The sequence below is a fragment of the Tenacibaculum ovolyticum DSM 18103 genome (genome assembly GCF_000430545.1).
Taxonomy (GTDB): Bacteria; Bacteroidota; Bacteroidia; order Flavobacteriales; family Flavobacteriaceae; genus Polaribacter; species Polaribacter ovolyticus.
The window spans coordinates 76,717-93,664 of the sequence record NZ_KE387165.1 but is presented as its reverse complement, the minus strand read 5'-3'; the positions used below and the strand labels follow the sequence as shown (position 1 = coordinate 93,664).

Annotated in this window: 11 protein-coding genes; 7 read left to right on the top strand and 4 right to left on the bottom strand. The window is 30.9% G+C overall.

Annotated elements, in window-relative coordinates; all coding sequences use genetic code 11:
* Positions 1-14: 14 nt before the first annotated feature.
* The 4 genes from trpC to H518_RS0116725 all read right to left on the bottom strand — a co-directional run bounded on the left by trpC (position 15) and on the right by H518_RS0116725 (position 3,934).
* Positions 15-803 carry an indole-3-glycerol phosphate synthase TrpC gene (trpC, locus tag H518_RS0116740; protein ID WP_028890138.1) on the bottom strand — a complete coding sequence of 263 codons (789 nt, stop codon included), beginning with the start codon at positions 801-803 and terminating at the stop codon, positions 15-17.
* A gap of 81 nt (positions 804-884) precedes the next feature.
* Complete coding sequence (gene trpD, locus H518_RS0116735; RefSeq protein ID WP_028890137.1) at positions 885-1,871, bottom strand: anthranilate phosphoribosyltransferase; 987 nt, start codon at positions 1,869-1,871, stop codon at positions 885-887.
* A 91-nt stretch (positions 1,872-1,962) separates the two neighbouring features.
* On the bottom strand, positions 1,963-2,541 hold the full coding sequence (locus tag H518_RS0116730; protein ID WP_028890136.1) for an anthranilate synthase component II: 579 nt from the start codon (positions 2,539-2,541) through the stop codon (positions 1,963-1,965).
* 1 nt (position 2,542) lies between these two features.
* Entirely contained in the window at positions 2,543-3,934 is a 1,392-nt protein-coding gene (locus H518_RS0116725) for an anthranilate synthase component I family protein (protein WP_028890135.1), read from the bottom strand.
* A gap of 465 nt (positions 3,935-4,399) precedes the next feature.
* On the opposite strand from H518_RS0116725, the gene asnB reads away from it, so the two are divergent.
* The 7 genes from asnB to mdh all read left to right on the top strand — a co-directional run bounded on the left by asnB (position 4,400) and on the right by mdh (position 16,941).
* Positions 4,400-6,064 carry an asparagine synthase B gene (gene asnB, locus H518_RS0116720; RefSeq protein ID WP_028890134.1) on the top strand — a complete coding sequence of 555 codons (1,665 nt, stop codon included), beginning with the start codon at positions 4,400-4,402 and terminating at the stop codon, positions 6,062-6,064.
* Positions 6,065-6,262: 198 nt separating this feature from the next.
* Positions 6,263-9,715, top strand: coding sequence for a pyruvate carboxylase (locus tag H518_RS0116715; RefSeq protein WP_028890133.1), 3,453 nt, complete (start codon positions 6,263-6,265; stop codon positions 9,713-9,715).
* 207 nt (positions 9,716-9,922) lie between these two features.
* Entirely contained in the window at positions 9,923-10,666 is a 744-nt protein-coding gene (locus tag H518_RS0116710; protein WP_028890132.1) for a hypothetical protein, read from the top strand.
* 271 nt (positions 10,667-10,937) lie between these two features.
* Positions 10,938-12,875, top strand: a complete 1,938-nt coding sequence (gyrB, locus tag H518_RS0116705) for a DNA topoisomerase (ATP-hydrolyzing) subunit B (protein WP_028890131.1) — start codon at positions 10,938-10,940, stop codon at positions 12,873-12,875.
* An 86-nt stretch (positions 12,876-12,961) separates the two neighbouring features.
* A complete protein-coding gene (locus tag H518_RS0116700; RefSeq protein ID WP_028890130.1) occupies positions 12,962-13,993 on the top strand; it encodes a DUF6588 family protein in 1,032 nt (343 codons plus the stop codon).
* A 36-nt stretch (positions 13,994-14,029) separates the two neighbouring features.
* Positions 14,030-15,922, top strand: a complete 1,893-nt coding sequence (locus H518_RS0116695; RefSeq protein WP_028890129.1) for a PQQ-binding-like beta-propeller repeat protein — start codon at positions 14,030-14,032, stop codon at positions 15,920-15,922.
* A 92-nt stretch (positions 15,923-16,014) separates the two neighbouring features.
* Entirely contained in the window at positions 16,015-16,941 is a 927-nt protein-coding gene (gene mdh / locus H518_RS0116690) for a malate dehydrogenase (protein ID WP_028890128.1), read from the top strand.
* Positions 16,942-16,948 lie beyond the last annotated feature (7 nt).

The following is a 16,948-nucleotide window of genomic DNA, read 5'->3' as shown; positions in this document are numbered from 1 at the left end:
TTTAGCTTCATAGCTTATCGTATTTGATCAATAAATTCTTGGCAAGCTTGCCCAGGATTATCTGTTTTCATAAAGGTCTCACCAATTAAAAAACCTTGAAAACCATGTTCTTTTAATCCAGTAATAATTCTAGGGTCAGAAATTCCACTTTCTGAGACTTTAATTGCTGTGTCTGGAATTTGATTGGCTAGATTAATTGAATGCTCTAAATCAACTTCGAAAGTTTTTAAGTTTCTATTATTAATTCCGATAATTTTATTATCTAAATCGTTAATTTTATCTAAATCCTCTTGTGTATGTACTTCGTATAAAACTTCTAAGCCTAAATCACTTGCTAATTGACCGTAATTTTTTAATTCTTGTGGTGTTAAATAAGCTGCTATTAAAAGAATAACATCTGCGCCGATAGCTTTGGCTTCAACAATTTGAAATCCATCCACAATAAAATCTTTTCTTAAAATAGGTTTTATCTGGTTTACAGTTCTAGCTTCTAGTAAATCAGCCATTGTTCCTCCAAAAAATGAAGTATCTGTTAAAATAGACTGTGCAGCAACGTTTGCGTCTAAGTAGCCTTCTGTTACTTCAATAATTGTAGACTTATCGTTAATAACCCCCTTAGAAGGAGATTGGCGTTTAAACTCGGCAATGATACCAGTTGAACCTACTGAAAGTAAAGACTTTTTTAGTGAAAACGAAGTGTTCTTAAAATTAGGGCTTTCAATTAATTTTTTTACAGGTACTTCTGCTTTTATTTTAGCAACTTCTGTTTTCTTAAATGCGATTATTTTATCTAGTATTGTCATTTTTTATTCTTTTGTCATTCAAACAAAGTAGGTAACCTTTATTTATAAGATTACTTCGTTATTCTTTCTTGTAATGATATTTTAATTTACTAATTTATTTAAACATTCTTTAGCCTTTAAACCTAGTAATGAGTTTTTGGCTTCCTCATAAGCTTCTATGAAACTCTTTTTATGATCAATAATTTTTAAAGCGAAAGCAGCATTTGTTAAAACAACACTGTTTTGTGCTTCAGTACCGTTTCCTTCAATAATATTCTTAAATATTTTTGCAGCATCGGCAACAGAAATTCCTCCAAAAATATCTGATTGTTGTAATTTTTTTTGCCCTAAATCTTCAGGGTTAATTAATTGTTCTCCGTTTTTGGTAAATAATTTAAATCCGCTTGTTAATGATATTTCATCATAACCATCTAAGGCGTGTACAATTCCGTAGTTACTGCCTTCTTCTTGTAGAATGTAATTGTATAGGCGAGCAACTTCTAAATTAAATGTTCCTAATAACTGATTTTGCGGTGAACTAGGATTTACTAATGGCCCTAGCATGTTAAAAAAGGTTTTTAATGCTAATGCTTTTCTTGTTGAGCTCACAGCTTTCATTGCGGGATGAAATTTAGGAGCGTGTAAAAAACAAATATTTGCTTTTTCTAAATGCGATTTTAAAATAGCTTCGTCATTTGTAAATTTATAACCGAAACTTTCTAACATGTCAGAGGATCCAGATTGTGAAGAAACTGAATAGTTACCGTGTTTAGCTACTTTTTGTCCTGTGCCTGCAACAATAAAAGAAGTCATTGTAGATATGTTAAAAGTATCTTTCCCGTCTCCGCCAGTTCCTACAATATCTATGGTGTTGTATTCAGAAAAATCGACTTTTATGGCTAGTTCTTTTAGAGCATCTCTAAACCCTGAAAGTTCATCAACAGAAATCGGACGCATCATAAAAACAGTCATAAAAGATGCTAAATGTGCATCGTTAAATTTTCCTGAAGCAATATCAATTAAAACCTGTTTAGCTTCAAGTTTTGTTAATCTTTTATGTTGATATAAGTTGTTTAATATTTGTTTCATAATTCAATCTTGTAATAGCGAAGTAAGTGATGATTTGCTATGTTAATTTGTTTATTAATTAAGAGATTACTTCGTTATATTTGTGAAAGTGTTAGTTTTTAATAGTATCTAAAAAATTTCTAACTATTTGCTCGCCAACTTCAGTTAATATTGATTCAGGATGAAATTGTACTGCTGATAAATTAAATATTTTATGCTGAATCGCTTGAATACCTCCGTCCTCATCTTTTGCAGTAATCATAATCTCTGAAGGAAAATTTTCGTTTGAAGCAATCCAAGAATGATATCTTGCTGCATCAAATTTATTTGAAATTCCTTTAAAAATTGTTGCATTTTCATCGATAACTTCCATTTCTGTAGCTACTCCATGAAAAACTTCTCCCATGTTTTCAATTTTTCCACCAAAAACTTCTGTTATTGCTTGCAGTCCTAAACAAACGCCAAAAATAGGTTTTTTACCTGCATATTGCTTTATAACATTTTTTAAAATACCAGCTTGATCAGGAATTCCTGGTCCCGGAGATAAAATGATAGCATCATAACGATCTATTTCTTCAATAGAAATTTCATCGTTTCTATATACATCTGGTAAATTACCAGTAATATCTTCTACCATATGTACTAAATTGTAGGTAAACGAATCGTAATTATCTAGTATTAATATATTCATCTTAAATGTTTTCTGCTAAGGTTAATGCTTTTTTTAATGCTGCTAGTTTGTTGTTTACTTCTTGTAATTCTTTTTCTTCATCAGAATGAATTACAATTCCTGCACCTGCTTGGTAGTACAATACATTATTTTTACTAACGAAAGAACGTATTGCAATAGCTAGATTTACAGAGCCATCTAAACCGATTATTCCAACGGCACCACCATAAAATCCACGAGATTGATTTTCGTATTTGTCAATTAATTGCATGGCTTTGTATTTTGGAGCTCCGCTTAATGTACCTGCAGGAAATGTGTCTCCTACTATATTAATTGGGTTTCCTTTAATTTTACCTTGCACTGTAGATACTAAGTGAATTACATGACTAAAATATTGAACTTCTTTAAAAACTTCAACTTTTACGTTTTCGGCATGTTTACTTAAATCGTTTCTTGCTAAATCAACTAGCATTACATGTTCGGCAGTTTCTTTCTTGTCTTCAGATAGTAATTTTCCTAGCTTAATATCTTCAGCCATATCGCCAGTTCTTCTAAATGTTCCAGCAATTGGGTTGATGATTGCTTTACCTGCGTTAATTTTAATTTGTGCCTCAGGTGAAGAACCCATTAATTTAAATGATCCGTAATCGAAATAAAATAAATAAGGAGAAGGATTTATTGAACGTAACGCTCTGTATACATTAAATTCATCTCCTTTAAATTCTTGTTGAAATTGACGTGATAAAACTAATTGAAAAACATCGCCTCGTTTACAGTGAGCTTTTGCTTTAACTACATATTCTTTAAAGTCTTCATCTGTGCAGTTTGAGGTTTCTTCTCCGTTGATTTCAAATTTTTGAGTATTGAATGTTTGTGCCTCAATAATCGTTTCTATTTCTGAAATTCTTGAAGTTGTTCCTTCTTCGATATTCTCAATCAAAGTCATTTCATCATTAAAATGATTGATAGCAATAATAAAGCGATAAAAACTGTATTGCATTTCAGGAATTGCTGAAGGTGCTTTTTTGTTTTTAAACTGAATATTTTCGAAATATTGAACAGAATCGAAAGTTGAATAACCATACAAACCATTAAATGATTTTAATTCAGCAGGGCAATCTAAGGTTATCGAATTTGTAAACTGATCAAATAATTGATAAAAATTTTTATGAACAGGTTGTTTGTCGGTTTCTGTACCTTTATGAGAAATAGAAAATTGATAATTGTCAACTTTCATCGTAACAATAGGTTCAATAGCAATAAAAGAAAAACTTTCTTCTTTACTATGATAATCTGAACTTTCTAATAATAATGTATTTGCATATTTATCTCTAAACCTCAAATACAAACCTACAGGGGTAATCGTATCTGAAATACGTTTTTTACTAACTGTTTTGAATGCTATTTTATTCATTTTATCTTGTCTGGTCGAGCGCAGTCGAGACCGTTTTAATCTCTTTTATTTTAATGGCCTCTCGACTGCGCTCGAGGTGACATTTTTAGTATTAAAAACAAAAAAAGGCTTATCGTGAGATAAGCCTTTTCGTTATATTATATACATACGGGTTTCTTCTCACTTAACTTTTAAGAGAGTTCCACCACCATATGTTGTTTTGTTTCATCATTATAAGGCAAATGTAAAATAGATTTTTGATTTCACAAACTTTATTTTGCTTTTTTATTAATAACTATTAAAGTGTTGTTGTTTTTATAGATAATTAGCTAATGTCATTACATATTATTGTTTTTATTTATTTTTTTGTTTCAAATTTATATTAAAATATTGTTTTGTGTTTTCAAAAAGAAACTATATACCGTAGTTTGTGTCATAAATAGAAACAAATCTTCTTTTTTAAGAAAGTAATTAAAATATAAAGTTATGTGTGGAATTGTATGTGCGTTTGATTTAAAACAAACTTCGGATAGTTTAAGACCTCAGGTTTTAGAAATGGCTAAAAAAATTAGGCATCGTGGCCCAGATTGGAGTGGTGTTTATAGTGATGATAAAGTTATAATGGCTCATGAAAGATTAGCAATTGTTGATCCTGCTTCTGGTCAACAACCTTTATTTAGTGCTGATAAAAAACTAATTTTAGCTGCAAACGGAGAAATATACAACCACAGAGAGTTAGCTAAAAACCTTACAGGTTCTTATGAGTTTCAAACAGCTTCTGATTGTGAAGTGATTTTAGCACTTTACAAAGAAAAAGGTGTTGATTTTGTAGATGATTTAAACGGGATTTTTGGTTTTGCTTTATATGATGTTGAAAAAGACGAGTATTTTGTTGCTCGTGATCATATGGGAATTATTCCTTTATACATTGGTTGGGATATAAACGGAACTTTTTATGTTGCTTCTGAATTAAAAGCTTTAGAAGGGGTTTGTTCTAAAATAGAATTATTTCCTCCAGGGCACTATATGTCTAGTAAAGATGGGAAATTTGTACAATGGTATAAAAAAGATTGGTCTGACTACCAGGCGGTAAAAGAAAACGAAACTAGTATTGGAGAAGTTAAAGAAGCTCTAGAAGCTGCTGTACACAGGCAATTAATGAGTGATGTACCTTATGGTGTTTTACTTTCTGGAGGATTAGATTCTTCTGTAATATCAGCAGTTGCTAAAAAATACTCGCAAAAAAGAATTGAATCTGACGATAAATCAGAAGCTTGGTATCCTCAATTACACTCTTTTTCTGTAGGGTTAGAAGGTTCGCCTGATTTAGCTGCTGCTCAAAAGGTAGCAGATCATATTGGTACTGTTCACCATGAAATAAAATTCACTATTCAAGAAGGTTTAGATGCAATTAAAGATGTTATTTATAACATAGAAACATATGATATTACAACAATTCGTTCTTCTACACCAATGTATTTAATGGCACGTGTTATTAAGTCGATGGGAGTTAAAATGGTGTTGTCGGGTGAAGGTGCTGATGAAATTTTTGGAGGTTATTTGTATTTTCATAAAGCTCCAAGTGCAGAAGAATTCCATGAAGAAACTGTTCGTAAATTAGATAAATTACACATGTATGATTGTTTAAGAGCTAACAAAAGTTTAATGGCTTGGGGAATTGAAGGTCGTGTGCCATTTTTAGATAAAGAGTTTATGGATGTTGCTATGCGTATTAACCCACAAGACAAAATGATTAACGGAGAGCGCATGGAAAAGTGGGTGATTCGTAAAGCTTTTGAAGATATGTTGCCTGAGAGTGTTGCTTGGAGACAGAAAGAGCAATTTTCTGATGGTGTAGGTTATAGTTGGATTGATACATTAAAGGAAGTTGTTGATAAGGAAGTTACTGATGAGCAATTAGCAAATGCTAAATTTAGATTTCCAATTCAAACACCAACCAATAAAGAAGAGTTTTATTATCGTTCAATCTTTGAGGGGCATTTTCCAAGTGATACTGCTGCTTTAAGTGTTCCGCAAGAAGCTAGTGTAGCTTGTAGTACTGCTACGGCACTTGAGTGGGATGAAGCATTTAAAAACATGAATGAGCCTTCAGGAAGAGCAATAATGAGTGTACATGATGATGCATATTAAATTTAATATCAGTTTGTATTCTTAATGATTTTAAGAAATACTTTTAAATAAGTTGTCGCAAAATTGATTTTAAAATAGAATCGATTAAGAGTAAAATAAGAATAATAACACAGTTTTAAACAATTCGTTGTAAATTATCACGAATTTGATTTTTTTTAAACAAAAAAATACTTTTACACTCAAAATAAACCACTTAAGATGAAAATAAAAAAAGTACTTGTTGCAAATAGAGGAGAAATTGCTATTAGAATTTTTAGAGCCTGTACTGAGATTAATGTTGAAACTGTAGGTGTTTATACCTTTGAAGATCGATATTCATTGCATCGATATAAAGCAGATGAAGCATATCAAATAGGTCAAAACAACGAACCTTTAAAGCCGTATTTGAATATTGATGAGCTAATTAGAGTTGCATTAGAGTGTGGTGCAGATGCGATTCATCCAGGTTATGGTTTTTTGTCTGAAAATGCAAATTTTGCCCAAGAATGTGAAAACAACGGTATTATTTTTATTGGACCTAAAGTGTCGGTTTTAAAATCACTAGGAGATAAAATAACAGCTAAAGAGGTTGCTTTAGCAAACAATATTCCTATTATTAAAAGTAACGAAGAGGCTTTAGTGAGTATTGAGGTTGCTTTAAAAGAAGCAGGAAAAATAGGGTATCCTATAATGCTAAAAGCCGCTTCTGGTGGTGGAGGTAGAGGAATGCGTGTTATTAGAAAGGCTGAAGAGTTAAAAAAAGCTTTTAACGAAAGTAAGCGTGAAGCTTTAAATGCATTTGGAGATGATACGGTTTTTCTTGAGAAGTTTGTAGAGAATCCAAAGCATATTGAAATTCAAATTGTAGCAGATAATTATGGGAATACAGTTCATTTATTTGAACGTGATTGTTCTGTACAACGCCGTTATCAAAAAGTAATTGAATTTGCACCATCATTCGGTTTAAAACAAGAAACAAAAGAAGCTCTTTATAAATATGCAATAGCTATTTGTAAGGCAGTAAATTATAATAATATAGGAACGGTAGAATTTTTAGTAGATGATGATGGTTCTATTTATTTTATAGAGGTAAATCCACGTATTCAAGTGGAGCATACGGTTACTGAAGTAGTAACAAACATCGATTTAGTAAAAACACAATTGTTTATTGCGGGAGGTTATAAATTAGCTGACCAACAAATAAAAATAACAAACCAAGAAGCTGTAAAGATTAACGGTTATGCTTTACAATGTAGAATTACAACCGAAGATCCTCAGAATGATTTTAAACCAGATTATGGCGAAATTACGGCCTATAGAAGTGCCTCTGGTTTTGGTATTCGATTAGATGCGGGTAGTGTATATCAAGGAGCTATTATTTCACCGTTTTTTGATTCTATGCTTGTTAAAGTTACTGCAAATAGTAGAACTTTAGATGGAGCATGCCGAAAAGTAAGTCGTGCTTTAGCAGAGTTTAGAATTAGAGGTGTTAAAACAAATATGCCTTTTCTTGATAATATTTTAAAACATGATACTTTCAGAAAAGGAGAAGTAACAGTTAATTTTATTAAGCAGACCCCTGATTTATTTTCTTTTAAAGCACCAAGGAATAGAGCTACGAAGTTAATTACTTATTTAGGTGATGTTATTGTAAACGGAAATTCAGATGTTAAAAAGTTAGACTCAACGAAGAAGTTTATTCAACCAGTAGTTCCTTCGTTTGATGCAAATGCTAGTTACCCCAAAGGAACAAAAGACTTATTAACTGAATTAGGTCCAGAAAAGTTTTCTGAATGGTTAAAGAATGAAAATAAAATTCATTTTACTGATACAACAATGCGTGATGCGCATCAGAGTTTATTAGCCACAAGAATGCGAACTTTTGATATGTTAAAAGTAGCAGAAGGTTATGCGAAAAATAACGCTGACATTTTTAGTATGGAAGTTTGGGGAGGTGCAACATTTGATGTTTGTATGCGTTTTTTACAAGAAAACCCATGGGAACGTTTACGTTTGTTGCGTAAATCTATGCCAAATGTCTTGCTTCAAATGTTAATTAGAGGTTCAAATGGTGTAGGATATACAGCATATTCAGATAATTTAATTGAAAAGTTTGTTGAGCAATCTTGGGAAAATGGAGTTGATATTTTTAGAATTTTTGATTCTTTAAATTGGATGAAATCTATTGCACCTTGTATTGAACATGTTCGTACTAAAACTCAGGGACTAGCAGAAGGTTCAATTTGTTATACAAGTGATATCTTAAATCCGAAGAATACAAAATACAATCTTAAATACTATACACAATTAGCTAAAGATATTGAAAATGCAGGAGCGCACATCTTGGCTATTAAAGATATGGCTGGTTTATTAAAACCATATGCAGCTTTTGAATTAGTTTCTGCTTTAAAACAAGAAGTTAATATTCCTATTCACTTACATACACATGATACTTCATCTATTCAGTCGGCAACTTATTTAAAGGCTATTGAAGCGGGAGTTGATGTTGTTGATGTAGCTCTTGGTGGTTTATCTGGATTAACATCACAACCTAATTTCAATTCGGTTGTAGAAATGATGAAATTTAATGATAGAGAAAGTCATTTGAATATAGATTCCTTAAATGAGTACTCTAATTATTGGGGAGCTGTAAGAGAGTATTATTATCCGTTTGAATCTGGTTTAAAATCAGGTTCTGGAGAGGTTTTTAAGCATGAAATACCAGGAGGGCAGTATTCTAACTTAAAACCACAAGCACAGGCATTAGGTTTAGAAGATCGCTTTCATGAAATTACTAAAATGTACGGAGATGTAAACTTACTCTTTGGTGATATCGTAAAAGTAACGCCAAGTTCTAAAGTTGTTGGTGATATGGCACAATACTTAGTAAGTAATAATTTAACTGTTCAGGATGTTTTAGAGCGCGGAGATACAATTTCATTTCCACAATCAGTAGTAAGTTTTTTTAGAGGTGATTTAGGTCAGCCTGTAGGAGGTTTTCCGAAAGACCTTCAAAAATTAATTTTAAAAGATCAAAAACCATATACCGATAGGCCGAATGCACATATTGAGCCTTTAGATATTGAAGAAGAGTATAATGATTTTAAAAAAATATTTGAAAATGATTTAAGTAGGCCTATAGATTTTACAGATTTCTTATCGTATAAATTATACCCTAAAGTATTTACTGATGCTTTTAACAAGCACTTAAAATATGATAGTTTAATAAATTTACCAACAAAGAACTTCTTTTATGGAATGGAAAGAGGTGAGGAGATAATTGTTGAGTTAGATAAAGGTAAAAGGTTATTAATTACCTTAGATTCTGTTGGAAGACCAAATGAAGATGGAATGGTAACAGTCTATTTTAAAGTAAATGGGCAAGGTAGGTCTGTTCAGGTAAAAGACGAATCAATTAAAATAACTAAAGTAGTAAATACGAAAGCTGCTAAAAACAATTCAAAAGAAATAGGGGCTCCTTTGCAAGGGATGTTATCTACTGTTTTGGTTAAAAAAGGTGAAAAAGTAACAAAAAATCAACCTTTATTTATTATTGAAGCAATGAAAATGGAAACTACTATTACTGCTGTTGAAGATTCAACGATAAAGGAATTAGTATTAGAATCGGGAATAATGGTGAACTCAGAAGATTTGGTAATTGAATTAGTTTAATTGTTTTTTATATAAAAAGGTAAGAAAAAATCTCGCACTTGCGAGATTTTTTTGTTTTAAGTTTAAAGTGTTTTGTGTGTTTTTTAAATAATTAAACCATTAATTTTATGGTGTTTTAGGGATGATAAGAAAAAATATTTTTTATTATTACTATTTTATATCTATATTTAGATTTATCTTTTGTGAAACTAATACCCCCCAAAGAGAATGAGTACCCCAATATTTAAGAAAAAATTATTACTTGTATTATTATTTATAGCAACAGTATTTTCCTTTATATATGCATTTAATAAGAGTTACGATTATAAAGTTGTGAGTTCTAAACTTAAAAAATCTGTAGAAGAAAAAAATGAATTACAACTTGAATTAGATGAAAAAATAGCTAGTTATAAAAAGTTGGCTGTCCGGAATAAAAAACTATCTAAGCGAGTTATTTCTGAAATAAACAAAATTATAGATTTAAAAGATTCTGTAGATGATTTAGATAATGATTTAAAAAAAGATAAAAATGCATTAACTAAAAAAATAACGCTAACTAAAAGACTTTCAAAAAAAGTTAATTTTTTAGCTTCTAAAATAGATAAAGCTAAATTACTAAAAGTAAATATTTCTGAAATCCTAACGATGAAGAAAAGGAATAGTGGTAAGTTTACAAAAACAACTAACAAGAATAAGGTAGATGCTTTTAAAGTTAGTTTTTCTGTTTTAGAAAATGAAATGGCTGCTCCAGGAAAAAAAAGAGTTTCTATAAAAATTTTAGATTCTCAGAATAATATAGTTGTTGCTAAAAACGGAACTAAAAACAACCTAATTGTAGATTACAAAAATGAATTACTAGGTGTTACCTCGTATATTGAGGTTGATAGAGAAAATGTTAAACCAGGCGGTTACAAAGTAATTGTTTCAATAGAAGGCCTTTCGGCAGGGCAAAAAACCATTAATTTAGGTTAAATCACAAGTTTTTATAAAATTACAATCTTTAAAAACCTTGCTTATGCGAGGTTTTTGCTTTTTATGAGTGATTGAAAAGTGTGAAAAATATTTCAATGGATCTTTAAGGTGTTTTAAGAAGGGTTTAAAGGTGTTTTGTTTTTACAGCTATTTTTGTTCATATTTATTAAAAAAGTTTTATTCGAGCTATAAATAGCTTAGTTTTGTATGTGTAGTATTTTTTAAAATACACTATCTATAATTATAATAATTAAAACATTTACTTTTTATAATGAGCGAAGAAAAAAAGAAGAATTATGATGCTTCTAGTATTCAGGCACTAGAAGGAATGGAGCATGTAAGAATGCGTCCATCAATGTATATTGGAGATGTTGGTGTTAGAGGTTTACATCATTTAGTATATGAAGTTGTAGATAACTCTATTGATGAAGCAATGGGAGGTCATTGTGATATGATTGATGTTACTATTAATGAAGATAATTCTATAACGACCAAAGATAATGGTCGTGGGATTCCTGTCGGAATTCATAAAAAAGAAGGTGTTTCTGCATTACAGGTTGTAATGACAAAAATTGGAGCTGGAGGTAAATTTGATAAAGATTCTTATAAGGTTTCTGGAGGATTACACGGAGTTGGTGTAAGTTGTGTAAATGCATTATCTGATCATTTAACAGCAACGGTTCATAAAGAAGGTAAGGTTTGGCAGCAAGAATATGAGAAAGGAAAAGCTTTATATCCTGTTAAAACAATTGGAGAAACTGATTTTACAGGTACAATTGTAACATTTTTACCAGATAAATCAATATTTGCTCAAACTACAGAGTATAATTATGATACATTATCTGCACGTTTAAGAGAGCTAGCTTATTTAAATAAAGGAATTACAATTACTTTAACAGATAAGAGAAATACAGACGATGAAGGTAATTATATTCAAGAAACTTTTAGAAGTACAGAAGGATTACCTGAATTTATCAAATATTTAGATAGTACTCGCGAGCAATTAACAGCGAATGTTATTTCAATGGAAGGTGAGAAAAATGGAATTCCAGTTGAGGTAGCGATGGTATATAATACATCGTATTCTGAAAACTTACATTCATATGTAAATAACATTAATACACATGAAGGAGGAACACATTTATCTGGATTTAGACGTGGATTAACACATACGTTGAAAAAATATGCAGATGAATCTGGGTTGCTTAAAAATGTGAAATTTGAAATAGCTGGTGATGATTTTCGTGAAGGTTTAACAGCTATTATTTCTGTGAAAGTAGCAGAACCTCAGTTTGAAGGGCAAACAAAAACGAAATTAGGGAATAGAGAGGTAACTTCTGCGGTTTCTCAAGCAGTGTCAGAAATGTTAACTGACTATTTAGAAGAAAACCCTAATGATGCAAAAACAATTGTTCAGAAAGTAATTTTAGCTGCACAAGCACGTCATGCTGCACGCAAAGCACGTGAAATGGTACAGCGTAAAACTGTAATGAGTATTGGTGGTTTACCTGGTAAATTATCTGATTGTTCTGAAACAGATCCAGCTCAATGTGAAATTTTCTTAGTTGAGGGAGATTCGGCAGGTGGAACAGCAAAACAAGGACGTGATCGTAATTTTCAAGCGATTTTACCACTACGTGGAAAAATATTGAATGTAGAGAAAGCGATGCAACATAAAGTTTTTGAGAATGAAGAAATCAAAAACATGTTTACAGCTTTAGGTGTTTCAATTGGAACAGAAGAAGACCCGAGAGCTTTAAACTTATCTAAAATACGTTATCATAAAGTAGTTATTATGTGTGATGCCGATGTAGATGGTAGTCATATTGCAACTTTAATTTTAACTTTTTTCTTTAGGTACATGAGAGAAATGGTTGAGCAAGGATATATTTATATTGCTACTCCACCTTTATACTTAGTTAAAAAAGGACAGAAAAGAGAATATGCATGGGATGATAATCAACGTGATTTAATTGCTCAAAAATTAGGCGGTAATGTAAATATACAACGTTATAAAGGTCTTGGAGAGATGAATGCGGAGCAATTGTGGGATACTACAATGAACCCTGAATTTAGAACTTTACGTAAGGTTGTTATTGATAGTCCAACAGAAGCAGATAGAGTATTCTCTATGCTAATGGGAGATGAGGTACCACCTCGTAGAGATTTTATTGAACGTAATGCAAAATATGCAAATATTGATGCGTAACAGCAATTTAAATTAAATATATAAAAAAGCTCAATTTCAATAGAATTGAGCTTTTTTATATATTTGTAAAATAAAAACTTAGAAAAATGAAAAAAACTACTTTATCACTATTAACTATTTTTGCTTTAGCTTTTAATGCAAAAGCACAGAATATTCAAGACTTTTTTTTAGCTAATACCGAGGATGCTTCTAAATTAACATCTGCGTATATGGCTCCTGCAATGAAAGGACTTGTTTACAGTATGAATAATGGTTGGTATCATACGGCTAAAGTGCATAAGAAATTCGGATTTGATATTTCTATTGGAGCTAACGCTTCTTTTGTTCCTGCTAAAGACGAAATTTTTAATATTTCTAGTTTAGGTTTAAAAGGTTTAACTTTTCCTAACGGCGCAGCTATTCCAGAGGGAGCTACATCTCCTACTATAGCGGGTGGTGATGATGCTATTCCTGCTAGATTAGGAATTTCGGTAATTGCTGATGGTACAACAATAAATACACCTATAGAAATAAGTCTTCCAAAAGGTGCTGATTTACCTGTAAATGCAGTTCCTGCTCCTTCTGTACAGGTAGGACTAGGGTTACCTTATAAATTTGATGTTATGCTACGTTTGGTTCCAAAAGTCGGAACTGATGATGCAAAAGGAAGTGTATGGGGACTTGGTTTAAAAAAGGAGTTTACAGATTTATTAAGTCCTTTAGGAAAAACACCATTACATTTATCTTTTTTAGCAGCATACACAAATATGTCAGTAGATTATAATTTCACCGAAAATTCTACACAAATAACTACAGATAACGCTAATGCTCAATTTAGGTTAAATGCTTATACAGTTCAGGCAATTGCTTCTATAAATTTTCCGATTATCAATTTCTATGGTGGTTTAGGGTATAATGGAGGTAATACAAAGGTTAATATGTTAGGTGATTTTAATTTGAATTATGGAGGTGGAGTTGTTGATACAATTACAGATCCTGTTTCAGTAAAAAATAATACAGGTAGTTTTAATGCTACAATTGGTACTCGTTTAAGTTTAGGGTTCTTTAAAATATTTGGAAGTTATACTATGCAAGAATACAACTCTGTAAATGCAGGTATTGCTTTTAGTTTTAGGTAAAAATTTAGTAAAAAAAAACAATAAAAATTATAGAAAATGTTTAACTTAAAGAGGTTTCTAACCTTATTAATAATTACAGTATCATTTGTTGCTTTTTCACAGCGTAAAGCATCAAAGACGTTAACTTTTAAGGATAAAGTAAAAGATTTGATAGTAGTACCCTTTAATGGTATTAGTGTTATTTCTGAAGGAGATAATATACATGGTTATGATTCTACTAAAGATGAAATATTATGGACTGTTTTAAAAGAGAAAAATATAACTTTAGATATTACTGAAGCTAATGGAAAAGTTAATTTAGATGTGTTAGGTTCTTTATTTCCAGGTAAAAGAGAGTTTTCAATAATTAACGACACTCCATTCATTCAATTATTTTACTCAAATAAATTATATGTTTACAATAGTTTTAGTGGTGAGCTAATTTTTAAGCCTTCGAATAATGAAAGTTACTTTGATTCTAAATATTTATTTGATGAAAACGCTTTGTTATTATACGGTGTTACCAAAGGTAAATTAATAGTAGCTAAGTATTTGCTTTCTGATAAAAAATTCGCATGGAAGACTCCTGTATCTGACCAATTTCTAAATTTCTTTAAATCTTTTTTGAAATTAAACCCTACAGCTTTTAAAGACAAGCTTACGTATACTAAAAATAAAGTTTTTGCTTTAATAAAAACTAAGTTTTATACTTTAGATAAATCAACAGGGAAATTGTTATGGAAATCAGAAGAGAAGAATATTCTTGATTATAAAAATTCTTTAGATGGTAATAAATTAATAACGATTAAGAAAAAAGGTTTTTTTGGTTTTAAAAATGAAATAGAACTTTATGATGTTCCTACAGGGGATAAAATATGGAAAAAACCTTTAAGCACTAAATTCTTAATATTATTTGAAGATTGGCAAGATAAAATGCTTTTAGCACATTATAAGGGTTTTAATTTTTATGATTATAGTACAGGGAAAAAGTTGTGGAAAAAAGATCCGAAAGGAAAGGGTATTAAATCTGTAATTCCTATTGATGGTGATTTTCTTTATGTGTATGATGATGAGATGATGCTAATAGATAAAGATGGTAAAAAATTATGGAGAGGAGATGTTACTATATCAGATAACGACGATGATCCTATTTTCTTCTTAGAAAAAACAAATAATAATAGAATATTATATGTTACCTCTACTTATGCTAACATGGTTGACTATAAGACAGGGAAAAAAGTTTGGAGTAAGAATTTAAAGCTTAATGAAAAAAGACCAACATTTGCGGATTATGATGCGAAAAGTGGAAATTTTATTGTTTTTAACGATGAAGAATTGTATAAGTTTAATGAAAATTCAACTAAAAGACCAAAGCCTTTCTCAAAACTAAAGCTTAAGAGTGAAAAGACAATCTCTAGTATGATTCTTTTTCCTAATAATATTTCTATTTCAGGGCAGAGTGAGGTTGTAGGAGTTGATTTTAGTGGAAAACTTTTGTTTCATAAGAAGTATTCTCAACCAGGGGAATTTGGAAGGAAATTATTTAAAGGATTATCGCAAGCAGCACAAGCTGCTTCAGCAGTAGCTACTGCTGAAGTTACTGTTACTACTGAATACAAGGATCCTAAGGGGAATTCAGTGAAGAATTCTAATACTTCAGCTTTATTTGGTGAAAGAACAAAAGCAATTGGAGAGGCAGGTTATATTGCTGCAGGTGTTGCAACAAGCTTTCTTAAAGATAGATTCAATGCAATGCAAGAAACCAATAAGTACGCTTTGATTTTTGCGAAAGGTGAAAACAAAGCTAAATTACTTGTTAAAGTAAATAAAGAGACAGGAGAAGAAATTGATAAAATAGTTTTAGAGAATAATAAACCTGTTTATGATGTTGATTTTGCAACAGATATAATTTATTATTCAAGAAAAAATCAAGTTAAAATTTTTAAATAGAAAGAAAAAGAGCGCTGATTAACAGTGCTCTTTTTTGTTTTTTTCTTATTTTTGAGGTAAGAATTAATCATCACAATTAAAAATATAAAAAAATGAAAGTAACAGTTGTAGGAGCAGGTGCTGTAGGTGCAAGTTGTGCAGAGTATATTGCTATTAAAAACTTCGCATCAGAAGTTGTATTGGTAGATATTAAAGAAGGTTTTGCAGAAGGTAAAGCAATGGATTTAATGCAAACAGCCTCTTTAAATGGTTTTGATACTAAAATTACCGGTACTACTGGTGATTATAGTAAAACTGCTGAATCTGATATTTGTGTAATTACTTCTGGTATTGCTCGTAAACCAGGTATGTCTCGTGACGAGTTATTAGGAATAAACGCAGGTATTGTAAAAACAGTAGCTTCTAGTTTAGTAGAACAGTCGCCTAATACAATAATTATTGTAGTTTCTAACCCAATGGATACTATGACTTATTTAGTTCATAAAGCAACTGGTTTACCTAAAAACAGAATTATAGGTATGGGAGGAGCTTTAGATTCTGCACGTTTTAAATATCGTTTAGCAGAAGCTTTAGGAGCGCCTATTTCTGATGTAGACGGAATGGTAATTGGTGGTCACTCTGACAAAGGAATGGTGCCTTTAACACGTTTAGCTACTCGTAATTCAGTTCCTGTTTCTGAATTTTTATCAGAAGAAAGATTAACACAAGTTATGCAAGATACTAAAGTTGGTGGAGCTACTTTAACTGGTTTGTTAGGTACTTCAGCTTGGTATGCTCCAGGAGCAGCAGTTTCAGGTATGGTACAAGCTATTGCTTGTGATACTAAGAAGATTTTTCCTTGTTCAACATTATTAGATGGTGAATATGGTTTATCTGATTTATGTATTGGAGTTCCTGTTGTTTTAGGAAAAAGCGGAATTGAAAAAATCGTTGAGATTAACTTATCTGATGCAGAAAAAGAGCATTTAGCATCTTCTGCAGAAGCTGTTAAGAATAACAATGCTGCTTTAAATTTATAAAGAGATA

Bases quoted from the DNA above. Each gene is read 5' to 3' on its own strand.
- trpC (WP_028890138.1), bottom strand. From the start codon at position 803: ATGACAATACTAGATAAAATAATCGCATTTAAGAAAACAGAAGTTGCT.
- trpD (WP_028890137.1), bottom strand. From the start codon at position 1,871: ATGAAACAAATATTAAACAACTTATATCAACATAAAAGATTAACAAAA.
- H518_RS0116730 (WP_028890136.1), bottom strand. From the start codon at position 2,541: ATGAATATATTAATACTAGATAATTACGATTCGTTTACCTACAATTTA.
- H518_RS0116725 (WP_028890135.1), bottom strand. From the start codon at position 3,934: ATGAATAAAATAGCATTCAAAACAGTTAGTAAAAAACGTATTTCAGAT.
- asnB (WP_028890134.1), top strand. From the start codon at position 4,400: ATGTGTGGAATTGTATGTGCGTTTGATTTAAAACAAACTTCGGATAGT.
- H518_RS0116715 (WP_028890133.1), top strand. From the start codon at position 6,263: ATGAAAATAAAAAAAGTACTTGTTGCAAATAGAGGAGAAATTGCTATT.
- H518_RS0116710 (WP_028890132.1), top strand. From the start codon at position 9,923: ATGAGTACCCCAATATTTAAGAAAAAATTATTACTTGTATTATTATTT.
- gyrB (WP_028890131.1), top strand. From the start codon at position 10,938: ATGAGCGAAGAAAAAAAGAAGAATTATGATGCTTCTAGTATTCAGGCA.
- H518_RS0116700 (WP_028890130.1), top strand. From the start codon at position 12,962: ATGAAAAAAACTACTTTATCACTATTAACTATTTTTGCTTTAGCTTTT.
- H518_RS0116695 (WP_028890129.1), top strand. From the start codon at position 14,030: ATGTTTAACTTAAAGAGGTTTCTAACCTTATTAATAATTACAGTATCA.
- mdh (WP_028890128.1), top strand. From the start codon at position 16,015: ATGAAAGTAACAGTTGTAGGAGCAGGTGCTGTAGGTGCAAGTTGTGCA.